The sequence below is a fragment of the Roseinatronobacter sp. S2 genome (assembly GCF_029581395.1).
Classification (GTDB): domain Bacteria; phylum Pseudomonadota; class Alphaproteobacteria; order Rhodobacterales; family Rhodobacteraceae; genus Roseinatronobacter.
Genome location: NZ_CP121113.1, coordinates 3,198,482 through 3,217,118, shown reverse-complemented (window position 1 = coordinate 3,217,118; position 18,637 = coordinate 3,198,482). Strand labels below are relative to the sequence as shown.

General features: G+C 60.2%; 16 protein-coding genes and 1 tRNA gene. 14 read left to right on the top strand and 3 right to left on the bottom strand.

Annotated features, from left to right (window positions below; translation table 11 throughout):
• The first annotated feature begins 36 nt into the window (after positions 1-36).
• A complete protein-coding gene (locus tag P8S53_RS15510) occupies positions 37-1,131 on the top strand; it encodes an efflux RND transporter periplasmic adaptor subunit (protein WP_277804880.1) in 1,095 nt (364 codons plus the stop codon).
• On the top strand, positions 1,128-4,835 hold the full coding sequence (locus P8S53_RS15505) for an efflux RND transporter permease subunit (protein WP_277804879.1): 3,708 nt from the start codon (positions 1,128-1,130) through the stop codon (positions 4,833-4,835). Before P8S53_RS15510 ends, P8S53_RS15505 begins: the two co-directional genes overlap by 4 nt.
• A 97-nt stretch (positions 4,836-4,932) precedes the next feature.
• Here P8S53_RS15505 and P8S53_RS15500 read toward each other — a convergent pair whose 3' ends face one another.
• On the bottom strand, positions 4,933-5,613 hold the full coding sequence (locus P8S53_RS15500) for a D-lyxose/D-mannose family sugar isomerase (protein ID WP_277804878.1): 681 nt from the start codon (positions 5,611-5,613) through the stop codon (positions 4,933-4,935).
• A 140-nt stretch (positions 5,614-5,753) separates the two neighbouring features.
• Here P8S53_RS15500 and P8S53_RS15495 point away from each other — a divergent pair, with 140 nt between their 5' ends.
• The 3 genes from P8S53_RS15495 (at position 5,754) to ppk2 (ending at position 8,029) form a co-directional block, all read left to right on the top strand.
• The gene (locus P8S53_RS15495; protein WP_277804877.1) at positions 5,754-6,947 is read left to right on the top strand and encodes an MFS transporter; all 1,194 of its coding nucleotides are present in this window, start codon (positions 5,754-5,756) and stop codon (positions 6,945-6,947) included.
• A gap of 45 nt (positions 6,948-6,992) precedes the next feature.
• Positions 6,993-7,066: transfer RNA gene (locus tag P8S53_RS15490), tRNA-Gly, on the top strand.
• Positions 7,067-7,129: 63 nt separating this feature from the next.
• Positions 7,130-8,029: a polyphosphate kinase 2 gene (gene ppk2 / locus P8S53_RS15485; RefSeq protein ID WP_277804876.1), complete on the top strand. Its 900-nt coding sequence runs from the start codon at positions 7,130-7,132 to the stop codon at positions 8,027-8,029.
• 92 nt (positions 8,030-8,121) lie between these two features.
• On the opposite strand, the gene P8S53_RS15480 is transcribed toward ppk2, so the two are convergent.
• Entirely contained in the window at positions 8,122-8,910 is a 789-nt protein-coding gene (locus P8S53_RS15480; protein ID WP_277804875.1) for an IclR family transcriptional regulator, read from the bottom strand.
• 170 nt (positions 8,911-9,080) lie between these two features.
• Here P8S53_RS15480 and P8S53_RS15475 point away from each other — a divergent pair, with 170 nt between their 5' ends.
• Genes P8S53_RS15475 through P8S53_RS15465 form a run of 3 tightly spaced genes read left to right on the top strand, consistent with a single transcriptional unit; the run spans position 9,081 to position 11,640 of the window.
• Positions 9,081-9,833 carry an SDR family oxidoreductase gene (locus P8S53_RS15475; protein WP_277804874.1) on the top strand — a complete coding sequence of 251 codons (753 nt, stop codon included), beginning with the start codon at positions 9,081-9,083 and terminating at the stop codon, positions 9,831-9,833.
• A 1-nt stretch (position 9,834) separates the two neighbouring features.
• On the top strand, positions 9,835-10,728 hold the full coding sequence (locus tag P8S53_RS15470) for an amidohydrolase (RefSeq protein ID WP_277804873.1): 894 nt from the start codon (positions 9,835-9,837) through the stop codon (positions 10,726-10,728).
• Between the two features lie 51 nt (positions 10,729-10,779).
• On the top strand, positions 10,780-11,640 hold the full coding sequence (locus tag P8S53_RS15465) for a fumarylacetoacetate hydrolase family protein (protein WP_277804872.1): 861 nt from the start codon (positions 10,780-10,782) through the stop codon (positions 11,638-11,640).
• 38 nt (positions 11,641-11,678) lie between these two features.
• Here the strand turns inward: P8S53_RS15465 and P8S53_RS15460 are convergent, their stop codons facing one another.
• Positions 11,679-12,698, bottom strand: a complete 1,020-nt coding sequence (locus P8S53_RS15460) for a LacI family DNA-binding transcriptional regulator (protein WP_277804871.1) — start codon at positions 12,696-12,698, stop codon at positions 11,679-11,681.
• Positions 12,699-12,844: 146 nt separating this feature from the next.
• Between P8S53_RS15460 and P8S53_RS15455 the strand changes: the two genes are divergently transcribed.
• Genes P8S53_RS15455 through P8S53_RS15430 form a run of 6 tightly spaced genes read left to right on the top strand, consistent with a single transcriptional unit; the run spans position 12,845 to position 18,542 of the window.
• On the top strand, positions 12,845-13,834 hold the full coding sequence (locus P8S53_RS15455; protein WP_277804870.1) for a tripartite tricarboxylate transporter substrate binding protein: 990 nt from the start codon (positions 12,845-12,847) through the stop codon (positions 13,832-13,834).
• A 15-nt stretch (positions 13,835-13,849) separates the two neighbouring features.
• Positions 13,850-14,329: a tripartite tricarboxylate transporter TctB family protein gene (locus P8S53_RS15450; RefSeq protein ID WP_277804869.1), complete on the top strand. Its 480-nt coding sequence runs from the start codon at positions 13,850-13,852 to the stop codon at positions 14,327-14,329.
• Positions 14,330-14,336: 7 nt separating this feature from the next.
• Positions 14,337-15,839: a tripartite tricarboxylate transporter permease gene (locus P8S53_RS15445; protein WP_277804868.1), complete on the top strand. Its 1,503-nt coding sequence runs from the start codon at positions 14,337-14,339 to the stop codon at positions 15,837-15,839.
• Positions 15,840-15,852: 13 nt separating this feature from the next.
• Positions 15,853-16,629, top strand: a complete 777-nt coding sequence (locus P8S53_RS15440; protein ID WP_277804867.1) for an HpcH/HpaI aldolase/citrate lyase family protein — start codon at positions 15,853-15,855, stop codon at positions 16,627-16,629.
• 12 nt (positions 16,630-16,641) lie between these two features.
• Positions 16,642-17,508: a PfkB family carbohydrate kinase gene (locus tag P8S53_RS15435; protein ID WP_277804866.1), complete on the top strand. Its 867-nt coding sequence runs from the start codon at positions 16,642-16,644 to the stop codon at positions 17,506-17,508.
• A 32-nt stretch (positions 17,509-17,540) separates the two neighbouring features.
• Positions 17,541-18,542: a Gfo/Idh/MocA family protein gene (locus P8S53_RS15430; protein WP_277804865.1), complete on the top strand. Its 1,002-nt coding sequence runs from the start codon at positions 17,541-17,543 to the stop codon at positions 18,540-18,542.
• The last annotated feature ends 95 nt before the right edge of the window (positions 18,543-18,637 follow it).

The window sequence follows — 18,637 nt, the reverse complement described above, 5'->3', positions numbered from 1 at the left end:
GTTTTTATTGCCTGCTCAACGATCGGAGTGATCAGCATGCGCTTCTTTCCACTTTTCACCGCGCTGTTGGTGATGGCCGTGGTCTATTTGATGGTGATGGAGCGCGAGGCCCTTTTGGGATACGCGGGCGTCGTAACTGAAGAGCCAGCACCAGAAGACGCCCCGCCGCCGGGTGCGCGCGTTCGTGTGGTGGTCCAGACGTCCCATGCGCGTGAAATCGAAAATCCCGTTGTGCTGCGCGGGCGCACCGAAGCGGCGCGTCAGGTTGATGTGAAGGCCGAAACATCTGGTCTGGTAACATCTGAACCCTTGCGGCGTGGCGCGCAGGTTGCCGCAGGTGCGCCGCTGTGCGAAGTCGCACCGGGGGTGCGCAAAGCCGCGCTGGACGAAGCCCGCGCTGGCCTGACGGAAGCTGAAATAAACTTCCGTGCTGCATCGGGCCTGTCCGAAAGCGGGTTCGGGTCTGAAACGCGGCTGGCGAATGCGCGGGCCGCGTTGCAATCCGCGCAGGCTGGCGTGGATCGCGCGGTCGAGGAAATGGCGCGGCTGGTCATGTATGCGCCCTTCGATGGTATACTGGAAAGCGACACGGCCGAATTGGGCAGCCTGCTGCAACCGGGCGCGCTATGTGCCACGCTGATTCAGCTGGACACGATTCGGCTTGTGGGGTTTGCAACCGAAACCCAGATTGACCGGCTGGTTCCGGGCGCAACGGCACAGGCGCAGCTGGCATCCGGCCGGCAGGTCACGGGCGAGGTCAGCTTCCTGTCGCGCGCGGCAGACCCGCAGACGCGCACCTTCCGTGTCGACGTGACTGTGCCCAACGATGATCTGTCCATTCGGGATGGTCAAAGCGCGGATATTGTTGTCATGTCCCGCGCAGAGCAGGGCCATCTGCTGCCAGGGTCCGCGCTGGCGTTGAATGATCAGGGTGAACTGGGCCTGCGCGTTGTGGATGATGATGGATTGGTAGGCTTCGCGCAGGCGAACGTATTGCGCGACACTGATTCCGGTGTCTGGTTGACGGGGCTGCCCGATACGATCACTGCAATCATCGTCGGGCAGGAATTTACCCGCGAAGGGGCCTATGTCGACACCGTGGCGCATGACGCGCAAGGGGTGCAGCCATGATCGGACTGGTTTCATGGGCTGCCAGCCATGCACGCATGGTCATGGCGCTTGCGCTGATGACCCTGTTTGCGGGCACAGTGACCTATTTCAACCTTCCGAAAGAAGGCGAGCCGGATATCGAGGTTCCGGCGGTCATTATCACCGTGCCCTTTCCGGGAATTTCGGCTGTCGATGGCGAAACCATGCTGGTGCGCCCCATGGAAACCGAATTGTCCGATCTGGACGGGTTGAAAACCCTAAGCGCGTTTTCCGCAGACGGATTTGCGGCGGCCGTTCTGGAATTTGAATTCGGCTGGGACAAAACCGCCACACTTGCGGATGTCCGCGATGCGATGGGCCGCGCGGAAGGCAAGTTTCCCAGCGGTGCGCAGAATTATTCGATTAGCGAAATCAATTTTTCCGAATTTCCGATGATCATTGTCGCCGTGTCGGGCGATGTGTCCGAACGTGCGCTTTTGCGGGCCACGCGCGATTTGCAGCGCCGGATCGAAGGGCTGGATTCCGTGCTGGAGGCAGAAATTGCCGGTTCGCGCGACGAAATGGTCGAGGTGCTGATCGACCCGCTCAGGCTGGAAGCGTATAACGTGACCGCTGGCGAACTGATTAATGTTGTCACGCAAAACAACCAGCTTGTTGCCGCGGGCGAAGTTGAAACATCAGCGGGCGCATTCGGGGTGACCGTCCCTGCCAGTTTTGAAGGGCCTGAAGATATCTACCGCCTGCCGGTCAAGGTGAACGGGGATTCGGTGGTCCGGCTGGGCGATCTGGCTGAAATACGCATGACATTTGCGGACCGGACCGGAACCGCGCGCTTCAATGGTGAAACCAACCTTGCCATTCAGGTGGTCAAGCGCAAGGGGTTCAACGCCATCGACACCGCCGATCAGGTGCGCGGGGCGATTGCCGCCGAACGCGCCAGCTGGCCGGAAGAATTGCAGGCCGCCATTCGCATAACGCCCGCGCTGGACACATCTGTTGAAGTGGGTGAAATGGTCAGCCAGCTGGAAGGGTCCGTGCTGACGGCGATTGCGCTTGTCATGATCGTCGTGCTGGCAGCCCTTGGCGCGCGGTCTGCCATGCTTGTGGGGTTTGCGATTCCCGCATCCTTCCTGTTGTGCTTCATCTTGCTGGGGCTGATGGGGGTTGCGGTTTCCAACATCGTGATGTTCGGGTTGATCCTTGCAGTGGGCGTGCTGGTTGATGGCGCGGTGGTGGTGACCGAATATGCCGACAAGCGCCTGCAAGAAGGCGATGGCCCGATGCAGGCCTATGTCAAGGCCGCGCAGCGTATGTTCTGGCCAATCACCGCGTCAACGGCGACCACGCTTTGCGCCTTCTTGCCGATGTTGTTCTGGCCCGGCGTGGCGGGGGAATTCATGGGTATGTTGCCTGTCACGCTGATTTTTGTGCTGACCGCATCTTTGATCGTGGCACTTATATTCCTGCCGGTTCTGGGCGGGCTTAGCGGGCGGGCCGCCCGCATTCTGGACCATGCGACACAGGCGCTGCGTCGTCTGCCATGGATTATGCGCCTGCCATTTGCCATCGTGGCCGGCGCGGCGATGTGGCTGGGGGCGATGCTGTTGTTGAACCCCGCATATCTGCAAGGGGGGACGCAAGCTGCGCAATCGGCAGTGCAGCTATTGCCCGGTGCGGTGCTGATGATGCTGGCTGCAATGGGCATTTCCGTCAGCTTCGCGGCCATCAAGCCACTGGGCAAGCCCCGTCGCATTGATGCGCAACGCAAATATTCGCCAGCGGGCCATGTCATGCGGTTTTTCGTGGGCAACCCGATCATGCCGGTCGTCCTGATCGTGCTGGTTGGGGCGTTCGTTGTGGCAACATTCCAGTATTATGGCGAGAATAACCGTGGTGTGGAATTCTTCGTCGAAACCGAGCCGGAGCGCGGCATTATCTATGTGCGCGCACGGGGGAATTTTTCGATCACCGAAAAAGACGCGCTGGTGCGTCAGGTCGAAAATATTACCATTGCCGAAGACGGTATTGATGCGGTGTTCGCGTTTGCGGGTGACGGGGGGTTGAACACCAACACTGCTGGCGCAGGGCCGCCACGCGATGCGATAGGCCAGATCCAGTTCGAAATGACCCATTGGCAGACCCGCGTTGGCGATGCCAGCATGCGCGGTGCGCGGATACTTGAACGGCTGGAGCAGAAATTCGACCAACTGCCCGGCATACAGACAGAATTTCTGGTGCAAAGCGGTGGCCCGTCCGGGCAAAAACCCGTGCATCTGCGGCTGAAGGGGCAGGATTTCGACGTGCTGGAAGGCGCGGTTGAAACTGCGCTGGCGCGTTTTCGCGACACGTCCGGCCTGTTCGATCTGGAAGACAGCCGCCCCATTCCCGGCATAGACTGGGAAATTGATGTCGACACCGCCATGGCGGGGCGCTTCGGGGCGGATGTCGCCACAATCGGTGGCATGGTGCAACTGGTAACCCGCGGGCTGTTGCTGGATACAATGCGCGTGGACAGCTCGGACGAGGAAATCGACATCCGCGTGCGTTTGCCGGACAGTGATCGTTTGCTGTCCACGCTGGAAACCCTGCGCGTGCAGACAAGTTTCGGCATGGTGCCCCTGTCGAATTTCATCACCACAAAGCCTGTCGCGCGGCGCGGGCAGATCGACCGCGTGGACCAGCAGCGCTATTTCGATGTGAAGGCGGATGTGCGGTCCGGTTTGGTGCGGCTGGTCGATGCCTCTGGCCAGACCATGCGCGTGGTGCCGCGTTCTGAAACCGTCCTGCGCGAGAATGAGCCGGGCACGGATGCCTATGCCCGCGCACAAGCGACATTGGCCGAGATTGACCAGAACCGTTGGCGGACCGTGCCGATTACGGCGACCGAACGTATTGAAGCACTGACCGAATGGCTGACTGCCGAAAGCCCCTTGCCCGATGGTGTGGATTGGGAATGGACCGGCGAACAGCAGGATCAGGAAGAAAGCACGCAGTTTCTGATGGTGGCGTTCAGCGCGGCGCTGGGACTGATGTTTGTCATTTTGCTGACGCAGTTCAACAGTTTCTATAATTCGGTGCTGGTATTGCTGGCGGTGGTGTTGTCATCAGCCGGTGTGTTGATCGGTATGCTGGTGATGGACCAGACATTTTCGATCATCATGACAGGCACCGGAATTGTGGCGCTTGCGGGCATCGTGGTGAACAACAACATTGTTTTGATTGACACTTATCAGAATTACGCAGCCATCATGCCGCGGATCGAGGCGATTATCCGCACGGTAGAAGCCCGTATTCGTCCGGTTCTGATGACGACAACGACCACGATGGCTGGTCTGACCCCGATGATGCTGGGGATCAGTATTGATTTTGCCAATGGTGGTTATGCGATTGATAACCCGACATCGCTTTGGTGGAAACAACTGGGCACGGCGGTGGTGTTCGGGCTGGGTGTGGCCACGATTCTGACATTGATGCTGACGCCCGCAATGCTGGCGCTGCGTGTCTGGATTGAAAAAGGGGCCTATCGTGGGGCGCTTGGCTTGCGTTGGTTGTTGTCCGCGCGCGATTCGCCCGCGCGCAGGGACAGCGCGCTGGAGCGTAAACTGAAGCAAATCAGCGGGACAGAGATTGTCTGGGACGTGCCGCCCGCCCCGCTGGAGGAGCAGTTGCCCCTGCAACTGGAAAACCCGTTGCCCCCGCACACATCTTTGCGCGCGGCGGAATAGCCCGCGACAGAATTAATAGGGGCGGACAGCCTGAGGTATAAAAGGGGGGCTGCCGCCCCCGACCGGCCCTGACGGGCCGGTCCCCCCCGCGAGTATTTCAGGCAAGATGAAGGGGATAGTCGCTGACCAGCAGCCGCCATGGCGGCGCATCTTCGTCAACCTTCGTGAAACGCGGCAAGGGCGGGTCGAAGATATTGTCGGTTTCGTCATCATTGACGGTGCTGACCTCGCCAATCAGGCAATCCGCACCTTCGGCCCAGAAGGCGTGCCAGTCACCGGGCCTAAGTGTGACGCTTTCGCCGGGGGCGAGTTTCAGCTTGCCACCTGCGGGCAGCGTGCGCGCAATGCCGTCACAGGTCACGGTGACCGGCAAGGACGGATCGCGGTGCCCATCAGGGGATGAGGCGAAAAGCTCCACCACCAGAATGCCGCCGCCCCGGTTTATGATGTCTTCGGATTTCACAGCATGGGTGTGCATCGGGCTAAGCTGATCCACACGAGAGATCAGCAGTTTTTCTGCATAGACCATGCCGCGCCCCTGTTGCAGTTCCGCCAGGGTGCCATTGCGCAAGGTGAATAGCGCCAGCCCCATAGTCGCAAAATCGCCGCCGCCGTAATCGGTAATGTCCCAGCCCAGCCGCCGGTCCCTGATATGGGCATGATCACTACCGCGCAGGGCATCGGGGGACAGATGGGCGAAGGGGGGCAGGGCAAACTGAAACCCTGCGATGAACGCGTCGGCGGCTTGCAGTATATCATTGATCGCAGATCGTTTCATGTCCCACTCCTGTTTGGGCTACCGGCCTTTTGTGCCACGCCCCTGTCCGCCGTGAAAGGGCGAACCCCGCCCCTACTTGCATTTCCGCGCGGCACTGCGCATGTTGCGCGTCTTGGCCCCCTTGTGAAAGGCGCGATTTCATGGTCGCCACGACAGATACCCCCGCCGCCACGACAACATGGATCGTCCTGGTCGGCATCAGCCTGTGCCATATGATCAACGATGTGATGCAATCGCTGCTTGCCGCGCTTTACCCGCTGCTGGCGCAGGAATTTTCGCTTAGTTTCTGGCAGATCGGTCTGATGACCTTCGCGTTTCAGGTGACAGCGTCGCTGATGCAACCGCTGGTCGGGCTGGTGACAGACCGCAAGCCCATGCCGCAATCACTGCCGGTGGGGATGGGGTCAACGCTGATCGGGCTGGTGCTGCTGGCCAGCGCCCAAAGCTATGGCGGGCTGCTTGCGGGGGCCATGCTGATTGGGGTGGGGTCCGCCGTGTTCCACCCCGAAGCAAGCCGCGTGGCACGGCTGGCATCGGGCGGGCGCTTTGGCACGGCGCAGTCGTTGTTTCAGGTGGGCGGGAATTTCGGATCTGCGTTGGGTCCGTTGCTGGCGGCGTTTATCGTGTTGCCAATGGGGCGGCCAAGCGTGGCATGGTTTGCGGTGCTTGCCCTTGTGGGGATGGTTTTGCTGAACCGTGTGGGGGCATGGTATGGGGCCATCAACCGCGCAAATGCGGCGCGCGGGCGCCCCAGCCGCGAGCTTGGCCTGCCACGCGGGCGGGTTGTCTGGGCGGTTGTCATTCTGGCCATTCTGACCTTCAGCAAGAATGCCTATACCGCCAGCATCAGCAGTTATTACACGTTTTTCCTGATTGACCGTTTTGATATGGGGATCGGGGCTGCGCAACAAATGCTGTTCCTGTTTCTGGCCGCCGCAGCCGCAGGCGTTATGCTGGGCGGGTTGATCGGGGACCGGTTTGGCCCGCTGGTCGTGATCTGGGTGTCCATTCTGGGGGTTCTGCCCTTCACGCTGTTGCTGCCGCATGTTGGTCCTGTGGCCACTGGTGTCTTGTCGGTGATCATTGGCGTGGTCATCGCATCAGCCTTTCCGGCCATTGTGGTTTATGCGCAGGAATTGCTGCCGGGGCGCGTGGGGCTTGTGGCGGGAATATTTTTCGGGCTGGCCTTCGGCTTTGGCGGGATTGCGGCTGCCCTGCTGGGTGTGGTGGCGGATTATCGCGGCATTGCGTGGGTTTATCAGGCCTGTGCTTGGCTGCCTGCCTTGGGGGTTATCACGGTGTTTTTGCCGCGCCGACCCATGATGCGGGCCTAGCCAGCGCTTGACCCCGCGCTGACCTTGGGCTAATTCATGGCCAGCGCGGGCATGGTGAAATGGTATCACATGAGCCTTCCAAGCTCTTGGTGCGGGTTCGATTCCCGCTGCCCGCTCCATCAAACACTTGCATCACGATTGAATAGCGCTTTTTCTGGCCTGACCAGCAAAAGGAACAAGTGATGAGTGCAATCCCGATGCCCCTAGACGGGTTGGTTACCGCGTTCTTGAACGACACTGCGCCCGAAGTTTTGCGCCAAACGGTTCTTGACGCGCGCAAGCGTGACACATTGGCAGGCAATTTCCCCTACCCGCGCTGGATGAAAAAGTCGGATTACGAAGATGATCTGAAGCCGCTGCAATTCGAACTGGTCAAGCTACAGCACTGGATTGCGGAAACCGGCCAGCGTGTGGTCGTCATTTTTGAAGGGCGCGACACTGCTGGAAAATCAGGGGCCATCAACCGGATTACCGAAGTCACGAATCACCGCACCGTTCGGGTCGAGGCCCTGCCACGCCCCACAGACCGCCAGTTGCGCGAATGGTATTTCCAGCGCTATGTCGAATGCCTGCCGGCGGGGGGCGAAATGGTGCTGTTCGACCGCAGCTGGTATAACCGTGCCGTGATCGAGCATGTGTTCGGGTTTTGCACGCCTGCGCAGCGCGAACGCTTTTTCGATCAGGTGCCGGAATTTGAACGCATGCTGGTGGGGGATGGTGTCCATCTGATCAAGATCTGGCTGAATGTGGGCCGTGCCGAGCAGTTGCGCCGCCTGCTTGCGCGAGAGTCCGATCCGATGAAACACTGGAAGCTGTCGCGCATCGACATTGACGGGCTGGGGAAATGGAACAGCTACACCCATGCCATTGCGGAAACGTTTCAGCGCAGCCATACGGATTTTGCCCCTTGGACGGTTATCCGGTCCGAAGACAAGTTTCGCGCAAGGCTGGCCGTTCTGCGCCATATTCTTGGGCAATTGCCGTATGATTTCAAGGATACGGCCACGCTGTTGTCGCCTGACCCAAAAATATGCACGCCGCCGGAAGGGTGGGAGATGGAGTTGTGGCAGGATGACCGCTGATTGCGGGGTGTGCCCGCCCGTCAGCCTGCGCTAACAATCAGCGCAGCGCGCACATGCCCACGCTGCCGGTTCCCATTTTTGCGCGACATGCTTTAGTTCAGTGCAATCTGCGCTGCGACATCTCGCAGCAATTCCAGCGCGCCGGATACGCCAATATCCGGCAAACGGCCTGTGCCGATGCGCTGGATGTAGGGGCAGGTCAGCACTGCGATTGCGTTGCCATCTGTCCCGAAAACCGGCACGGAAATATCTGTCACGCCCACCAGTTGCCTGCTTGGCCCTGTCCGGTAGCCTGTGGCGCGCAGCTTGTCCAATACGTCTTGCTGGACGTCGTCAACATCGCCGTGAATGGCCTGAACGGCCTGCAATATGCGCCCGCGTGCGGCATGGTCCTGAAATGCCAAAAGCGTTTGGCCGGACCCTGTTGTCAATATGTCCAGCTGGGCACCAACGCGCAGGCGAAATTCCCAGGTTGCCTGATGACTGGCTTGCGCAACCACTGCGGCACAAGCACCTTCTTGCATAACCAGATGCACCGACTGGAATGTCTGCCGTGAGAAATCATCCATAAGGGGTTGGGCCTGTGACACCAGCCTGCGCATTGGCGGGTGCGCGGACCCCAGCAGGAACAGTTTCATCGTCAGCGCGTATCTGTCACCTTCCGCCGACCGGCAGATATAGCCGCGCGCGACCAGCCGTTCGATCATGCGGTAGATCTCGCTGGGGCTGCGGTTCATGGCGCGGACGATTTCGCTGCGCGTCAGCCCGCTTGGTTCTGTGGCCAGAAGTTCCAGTATATCCAGCCCCTTATCCAGCGCTGGTGCGCGGTAGCGCGAGTCGCTTGCACTTGCAGGGCCAGCAGTTTTCTTGCCTGTTTCCATGTGTTTGTCCCTGTTGATGCGCGCTGCAATCCGAAACCCGACAGTCCTGTTTCATGGATAGACGGGCGCAAAATTTATGCTTGCAAGCATATCAAATATGAATAGTCTGTCCAAATATAAACTTCAGGCGGTCCCACTTGGGGCGAAGTTCTGCAAGGTTTGGGGGAAACATGCGACTGAAAGGAAAGACTGTCCTTGTGACAGCAGCCGGGCAGGGCATTGGCCGTGCCGCAGCCTTGGGCCTTGCGGCCGAGGGGGCAAATGTCATTGCCACCGACATCAATGGCGCATTGCTGGATTATGCGGGGCCGTCCGGCGCAGGCAGTGTTGACGTGCATGAACTGGACGTTTGCGACCCGCAGGCGATTGCGGCCTTGCAGGGCCGGTTGCCCGATCTGGATGGCCTGTTCAACTGCGCGGGGATTGTGCATCAGGGCAGCATTCTGGACCTGTCCGACAAGGATTGGTCCCTTAGTCTTGATGTCAATGTCACGTCCATGGTGCGCATGTGTCGTGCCTTTTTGCCCGGAATGCTGCGTCGCGCGGAAACTACCGGAACAGCGGCCATTTTGAACATGGCGTCCATGGCATCGTCGGTAAAAGGGTTTCCAAATCGTGCGGCTTATGGCGCGACCAAGGCTGCGGTGATTGGCCTGACCAAGGCGATTGCGGCTGATTTCGTGCAAAAGGGCGTTCGCTGCAATGCCCTGTGCCCCGGAACGATTGAAACACCGTCCCTGCGTGGGCGCATCGCGCAAGCCGCCGACCCCGCGCAAGCGGCACGCGATTTCATCGCGCGCCAGCCCATGGGGCGGCTGGGGACGGTGGATGATCTGGTGCCTATGATCATCTATCTGCTGTCCGATGAAAGCCGCTTCATGACTGGCCAGCCGGTTCTGGTTGATGGCGGGGTGACGATCTAGCATGTCGGGAATTGATGCACATTGCCACATCTGGGCACTGGATCGCGGGGACTACGGCTGGATTGATCGGGGTAACCCCGCCTTGACCGCGATTGCACAGGATTTCGGGACACCTGAATTGACCGCGCGGCTGGGGCAGGCCGCGATCACACGCGCCATTGTGGTGCAGGCCGCGCCCACGGAAGATGAAACCCGCTGGCTGCTGGATCAGGCGCGGAATTGCGACGCGGTGGCGGGCATTGTCGGCTGGGCGGACCTGACACAGCCGGATATTGGCGCAAGGTTGCAGGCCTTGGCGGCGAATGGTGCCCTGCGCGGCATTCGCCCGATGTTGCAGGATATTGAACAGGATGATTGGTTGCTGACAGCCCCGCAGGACGGGTGGGTGCCCGCCATGCGGGAGCATGATTTGCGGTTTGATGCGCTTGTGTTGCCGCAGCATCTGGCCATGCTGCTGAGTTTTTGTAACCGCCATCCTGATCTTCCGGTGGTCATTGACCATGCGGCCAAACCCGCCTTGTCCGCCGCACCGGATGATCCGCGCCATAATATGTGGCGCAGCGGAATGCAGCATTTGGCAAGGGACACTGCCGCGTTTTGCAAAATATCCGGCCTGCTGACCGAAATGGCCCCCGCCCAACTGCCAGATGCGCGCGATATACTATTCCCCCTGATGGATGACCTGCTGGACTGGTTTGGCGCGGAGCGTCTGATGTGGGGGTCGGACTGGCCTGTGCTGCGGCTTGCGGGCAGCTATGACGGGTGGCACGCATTGTTTCACGACTGGCTAACGCGTCTGCCTGCGGCGGATTGCGCGCAGATCAGCGGCCAGACTGCTGCGCGGTTTTACGGCCTTGAGGGGGCCGGGCGCGAAGCTTCGCCGGGGAATGCTTGACACTTTCCCAAACACTCTGCTGCGTTGCAGCGCGACAAGACAGGATGAAGTATGAAATTGCTACGTTACGGCCCTGCGGGGCAGGAAAAACCGGGTTTGCTGGATGCACAGGGGCGCGTGCGCGATCTTTCGGCCCATGTTGATGACATTGCGGGCCAGACACTGCTGCCCGAGACGATGAAGCGGCTTGCGGGGCTGGATGTTGACACCCTGCCTGTTGTCGAGGGCACGCCGCAACAGGACCTGCGCCTTGGTTCATGCGTGGGGCATATCGGGAAATTCATCTGCATCGGGTTGAACTACGCCGATCACGCCGCCGAAACCGGTGCCGCCATCCCGCCAGAGCCTGTGATCTTCAACAAATGGACCTCTGCCGTTATTGGCCCTGATGATGATATCCAGATCCCGCGCGGGTCCACCCATACCGATTGGGAGGTGGAACTGGCGGTCATTATCGGCAAGGGCGGCAGCTATATTGCGCAAGATCGCGCGCTGGATCATGTTGCGGGCTATTGTGTGGTCAATGATGTGTCCGAACGCGAATTCCAGCTGCACCGTGCGGGCACATGGGACAAGGGCAAGGGCTGCGACACATTCGGCCCGACAGGCCCATGGCTGGTGACGCCGGACGAGGTGGACGATATCGACAATCTGCACATGTGGCTGGAGGTTGACGGCAAACGCTATCAGGACGGATCATCCGCGACGATGGTCTACAAGATACCGCATCTGGTTGCGTATTGTTCGCAGTTCATGTCATTGCAGCCCGGCGATGTCATATCGACAGGCACCCCGCCGGGGGTGGGCATGGGGCAAAAGCCGCCCGTTTACCTGAAAGGCGGCGAGGTTCTGCGCGTCGGTATCGAAGGACTGGGTGTTCAAACCCAGAATGTGCGCGCGGCGGTCGCGTAATTCGCAACGCTGTGATTGAACATGCCCAGAACCAAGGGTCACCTGTCCGGTGCAGGTGGCCCGACGGTTTCGCGCAAAACAAGCTTCGGGGGCAGAACCACAATGTCCTGTCCTGTCAGCGGGGCAAGTAACCTGCGGGACGCGCGCCGCCCGATTTCGGCCTTGTCCACGGCGATGGTGGTCAGTGGCGGAAAGGTCAGATGCGCTTCTTCCATGTCGTCGCAGCCAATGATGGATATATCCCTGCCGGGCAGTTTGCCCAGTTCCTGACAGCCGGTGATCATGCCAAAGGCAATAAGATCACTGAAGCACACCACCCCTGAAGGGGGATTGTCCCGCGTCAGCAATGCACGCGCGCTTTGGTGGCCGAACTGGCGCGATGTCGGGCCGTGCAGGATTTCGGCCTGTGGCAGGCCCGCTGCCGACAGCGCCTGCTGTACACCCAAAAGCCGGTTTTGGGCGGTGGATGTCTGTTGACCGCCGCCAACCCAGACAATGTGTTTGTGTCCGTGATCAATCAGGCATTGGGCCGCCAGTCGCCCTGCAAGCTGGTCATCATTGACGAATTGGGGCAGGGCCACATCCATAAGTGCGCGCGACACAACCACTGTCGGCACCACCGGATCAATTTGCCCTTCGGGTAAAAGTGCTGACAGATCGGCACGGGTGGTGCCCCTGACAGGCAATAGGACGATGCCGCCGACCCCCTGCTCCAGCGCGGTTTGCAAAAAGTGCCGCTGCACCGCCAGATCTTCGCGTGCGATCCCAAGAAAGACCTGCATCTGATGCTCGCGCAGTTCATCTTCGATATAGACCAGAAATTCATTAAAGACCGGGTTCGACAAATCGCTGACACACACGGCCACAAGGTTGCTGCGCGTCTGGCGCAGATTGGCAGCGGCGCGATTGTAAATGTAGCCAAGCCGCGCGGCAGCTTGTTCCACACGTTGCGTTGTTTCCGGCGAGATACGCGGATGGCGACGCAAGGCCAATGACGCGGTTGCGACCGTGATACCCAGATCATCAGCAATCGTACGAAGAGTGACGCGCTTGTTCATGATCTGGGAATATAGCTGTCAAAACGTGTGATATCCACTTGTTTAATCGATTGACTAAATGATTCCTGACATGTTTACTCTTACCGAGGGAGGCGCTTGCGGATTCGCAGCGCAAAGGCTCTCGAACACGGAGGAGGAGGAATCTAATGAAATCCATGATGAAAACGGCCCTGCGCGTGGGTGTGCTTGGCGCAATCGCTGCATCGACCAGTTCTGCGGCACTGGCGCAATCGTGTGACTGGACGCCTGATCGCGCGGTCACCTATATTGTCCCATGGGGCGCAGGCGGCGGCACCGATGCCAATTCGCGCATGCTGGCCACCATGCTGGAGCAAAAATGGGGCGTGCCGTTCAATGTTGTGAACCGCACAGGCGGCAACGGCGTGACCGGCCATAGCGCTATCGCCAATGCAGATCCCGATGGCTACACCGTGGGGGCGGTGACTGTTGAAATCAACACCATGCATTGGGTTGGTCTAACCGACCTGAACTATACCAATATCACCCCGATCGGGCTGATTGATATTGTTCCCGCAAGCGTGCTTGTCTCCAAGGACAGCCCGTTTGAAACTATCGGTGATGTGCTGGATTATGCCCGCGAAAACCCCGGTGATCTGACTGCATCAGGCACGTCGCTGGGTGGTATCTGGCATCTGGCGCTGGCTGGTATGCTGAATGCCGAAGGCATGGACCCCGAAAGCATTCGCTGGATTCCCTCGCAAGGGGCGGCGCCCGCGTTGCAGGAACTGATTGCTGGCGGTGTCGATATGGCAACCCCCGCCCTGTCAGAAGGCAAGGCGCTGGTGGATTCAGGTGAAGTGCGTGCCTTGGCCTATATGCACGACACGCCCATGGCAGCCCTGCCGGATGTCCCTGTGACCGCCGACGCGCTTGATAGCGGCTGGACCCTTGCGGCCTATATCACCATTTCCGGCCCCGAAGGCATGCCGGAGGAGATTTCCTGCGCCTATCAACAAGCGGTCGAGGAAATTACCCAGACGCAGGAATGGGCAGAGTTCAAGGAATCCCGTGGCGCAGAAGTCGTCTTCACCGGCGGGGATGAGTTGATGGCCTATATGCAGGCGCAGGACGAAGCGCTGGGTGCAACGATCACGGCCGTCGGTCTGGCAGAATAATCGCGGTCGTAACAAATGACACTTAGACGGGACTTTGTGGTGGGGGCGGTCCTGATCGCCCTTGCTATTGCCATGATCTGGGGTGCGCAGGGTTTCCCGCGCATTCGGGCCATGCCCTATGGGCCTGATCTGTTTCCCAAAATCATCGCGGGCGGACTTATCGTTTCGGCCCTTGGTATCATTCTCGAAGGCATTCGGGACATCCGCTCTGACCGGATTGATGACAGTGCCGGACGTGACAGGATAACCATGCTGGCCGCACTGTCCTTTATGGGAATCGTGGCGCTGGTTGCAGGCTTTGCGCTACTGCTGCCGGTTCTGGGCTTTCATGTTGCCGCTGCGCTGGTGCTACTGTGCGCGGTGCGCATTTTCGGCGGTAACTGGGTGCTGGCAGGGATCATGGCGCTGAGTGCGCCTGTGGTTCTGCACTACATCTTCTATTCATTGATGCGCGTTGTGCTGCCTTGGGGCGTGCTCGCGCCCTATGCCTGGTAGGCGCGGTATGGACCTTCTTGCAATTCTAAGCATTGTCGTGGAACCCAGAATTCTGGGGACCATCCTGCTATGCACGCTGTATGGGGCTTTCGTGGGTGCCATGCCGGGGCTGACGGCCACGATGGCGGTGGCGCTTCTGGTGCCGTTCACATGGTTCATGGACCCCGTTCAGGCCGCAGCCGCAATCGTGGCCACGACGACCACCGCCATCTTCGCGGGCGATATTTCGGGCGCATTGCTGAAGATACCGGGCACGCCTGCATCCGCCGCCTATGTCGAGGACAGCTTTCGTCTGTCGCAGACTGGCAAGCCACGCACAACGCTGTTCACATCGCTTTTCGCATCTGTGTGCGGCGGCGTGATCGGGGTTGCCATTCTGGCCTATGCGACACCACAGCTGGCGCAACTGTCCCGCAGCTTCTCCAGTGACGAGGCATTCTGGCTTGCCACATTGGGCCTGTCCTGTGCCGTCTTCGTGGGCGGGCCATCCGTGCCGCGAAATTTTGCAAGCCTGTTCATCGGGCTGGCGGTGGCCACCATCGGCATCGATGTGGCTGTCGGGCACCCGCGCTACACATTCGGCTTGATGGAGCTTTATGACGGCATCAATTTCATCCCTGCGATGATTGGAATTTTCGCGCTGTCCGAACTGCTGCGCAATGCCGCACTGGGCCGTCAGGCGCATTTGGGAAAACTGGTTGTTGAACCGCTGTTTTCGGCCATCCGCGACGCGTGGCGTGAATTTCGCAAGCGTTGGAAAAATGTCATCCGTTCCGCAAGCGGCGGCACCGTGATCGGTGCATTGCCCGGCGCGGGGGCGGATGTGGCCGCATGGATTGCCTATGCCGTGTCGCGCCGGTTTTCCAAAACGCCCGAAGCCTATGGGCGCGGGCATGTCGAAGGGGTTGTGGACGGGGGCGCGGCCAATAACGCCGCCGTGGCGGGCGCATGGACGCCAGCGCTGGTGTTCGGCATTCCCGGCGACAGTGTGACTGCGATTGCCATTGGCGTGCTGATGATGAAGGGCCTGACACCGGGGCCGGATATTTTCACCAATGATACTGTGCTGGTCTACACGATTTTCGGGTCGTTCTTCATGGCAAACGTAATGATGCTGTTGACCGGCGGGCTGGTGGTGGCGCTGGCCACCCAGATTTTGCGCGTGCCGCGTGCCGTCCTTATGCCGTTGATTTTGCTGCTGTCCATGATTGGCGGCTATGCCATTACCGGCAGCGTTATCGCAATCTGGATCATTCTGGCGCTGGGACTTCTGGCCAGTGGCATGATCTGGGCCGGTATGCCGCTGGCCCCTGCCATTCTGGGCATCGTCCTTGGCCGGATTGTCGAGGATAACTTCATGGTGTCGATGATGAAGTCTCGCGGTGATCTGACCGAATTCTTTGCGCGCGACACGGCTGCGGTGCTGGGCACGCTGACATTGCTGGTTTGGGCCGCGCTGCTGCTGCGCGCTGGCTGGAGCTTTTTTGGAAACCGGACTTCGTCCAAATAACAGAGATGACAAGATGACAGGAAGAAACAAACTGAAGGCGCGCATCAAGGCGGGGGAAACCGTTGCGGCGGCATGGCTGGATCTGGGGTCACCCGATGTGGCGGAATTGCTGGTGCATGCGGGCTGGGATGTGATTGTTGTCGATTGCGAGCATGGCGCAGCAGGGCTTGAAGATGGCTTCAACCTGATCCGCGCTGTCGAAGCGGCAGGGGGCGAGGCCATTCTGCGCGTGCCCGACGCCAGCGAGGCCGTGCTGAAACGCGCGCTGGACCGTGGCGCGCGGTCGTTGATGGTGCCCATGGTGCATTCGGCCCAAATGGCCCAGGGCGTGGCAGATTGCTGCCTGTATCCGCCGCGCGGCCAGCGTGGCTATGCCGCACCGATTGTGCGCGCGTCGGGGTTTGGGGCGATACCGGATTTCGCGCGCGAGCGTGCCCATGAAGAACTGCTGCTTATGGTGCAGATTGAACATGTGGATGCGGTTTCGGAAATTCCTGCAATCGCAGCAATTGACGGCATAGACATGGTGTTTGTCGGGCCGAATGATCTGGCCGCGTCCATGGGATATCTGGAACGGATGGACACCCCCGAAGTGCTGGACGTCGTGAACAAGGCCGAAGAACTGACGCTTCAGGGCGGATTGTCGCTGGGCACAGTGCTTTGGCCAAACCGCAACTACCGCGATTTGCAACAGGCCGGCTACCGGCTGATTGTCGGGCCTTGCGATGTTGCCATGCTGGCGAATGCGGCCCGCGAAGCGCGCGCCGCTTGCCTTGATATGTTGCGCTAAGGCAGGCGCAACATGGACAAGACGGGGCCGCATATCATCTGTGGGGGGCTGATTGCACTGGATCTGGAATTGTCGGTGTCCGATTTTCCGGTGGCTGGCGCAAAGCACAAGGCGTACGCATCGCGGCTTGTCGGTGGTGGGGGTGCCCTGAATGCAGCAGGCGCTATCGCGCGGCTGGGCGGGCAGGTCACGCTCTATGGCGCAATCGGTGATGATGATCTGGCGGCGGTGATGCGCGCGCGCATCACTGCGCTTGGGGTTCCGCTGGATCAGGTGCATGTCGTCGCGGGCGGCGTCACCCCGCACTCGGCGGTCCTGATCGAAGCGGATGGCGACAGAACCATCATCAACCGGCGCGATGACAGGCTGGCGGCTGATCTGCCCCCCTTGCCGCAGCCCTTCGGGTATGACGCGGCCCTTGTCGATACGCGCTTTCCACAGATCACACACGCGCTTCTGGCGGCCGCGCGTGCCGCAGGAAAACCCGCCGTGCTTGATGCCGAAGCGCCCGTGCGTCTGGTGCAGGATGCGCTGTGCCATGCATCCCATATTGCGTTTTCCGTGCAGGGGCTGACAGATTATGCAGGCGGGGCGGATGCAGACGCATTGGCCGAAGTTGCCCAAAACCTGAAGGCATGGGTCTGCGTGACACGCGGGCCGGACCCGGTTCTGTGCCATGACGGCACATCGGCGTATGAAATACCTGTCCCCGCCGTTGTCGCGCAAAACACCAATGGGGCGGGCGACACATGGCACGGCGCGTTTACGCTGGCTTTGGCGGCGGGGCAGGACGAACGCCATGCCGTGCGCGCCGCCAATGCTGCCGCAGCCCGCCATGTGGCAGGGCAATCGCAATGCCCTGCGCAGATAGGCGTGTGACGGGGTCCAGACAAACACAGGATGATGAACCGATGACCACACCCTTGAAAGTAGCAATTGCAGGCGCAGGGGCCATAAGCGAATTCCACCTGAAGGGATGGCAGGCGCAGTCCGGTATTGAACTGGTGGGTATTTGCGACCCCGATGCGCAAAAAGCCCGCGCCCGCGCGGATGAATTCGCCATTGCGCAGGTCTACACCGACACAGCCCGCATGCTGGACGAAACCCGCCCTGATGCACTGGACATCATAACACCCGTGGGCACACATGCCCCCTTGGTGCGCATGGCCGCCGCGCATGGCATACACGTTATGTGCCAGAAACCGATGACCCCCACTGTGGCCGAGGCAGAGGCCCTGATTGCCGATGTGGGCGAGAAAATTCGCTTCATGGTGCATGAAAACTACCGGTTCCGGCCCCATTACGCCGAAATCGCGCAGCGCGTGCAGGGTGGCCAGATCGGGCGGTTGCGCCATGCACGGCTGACCGTGCGGTCCGCGTCGCTGTTCAGCTATGGCGACGCGCCCGCGTTCTTGCTGAACCGCCAGCCCTATCTGGCAGCGTTTCCACGCCTTCTGGTGTTCGAGGTGCTGATTCACCATCTGGACGCGCTGCGCGCCATCCTTGGCGAAATGCATGTGCTAAATGCGCGGCTGGATAGAATAAACCCCGCGTTGAAGGGCGAGGATGTGGCGCTGGTGACCCTGCAATCGCGCGCCAGCGGGGCGATTATCACGATTGATGCCAACATCTCGGCGCTGGGCTACCCTGATCTGCCGACCGACCGGCTGGAATTGCTGGGCGATGCGGACACATTGGTTTATGACCGCGACCGCATTACCCTGCTGTCGCGCCCTGATGACGTGTCGATCCATGATCTGGCGGCGAACTATCAGGCCTGCTTTACCGGTGCCGTGACCGAATTTGTGACGGGCCTGCGCACCGGCCGGACGTTTGCCACCGACCGGCTGGACAACCTTGAAACGCTGCGCCTGATGGAAGCGATTTATGACAAGGCAGGCGGCGGGGTTTGATTTGAAGGCGGCGCGGGAGGGGGCATAGTCTATTCCGCTATGCCGTGAAGCGTGTATTGGTGATCAATAGGTGGATGCCGGTGGCAAGCCAGTGC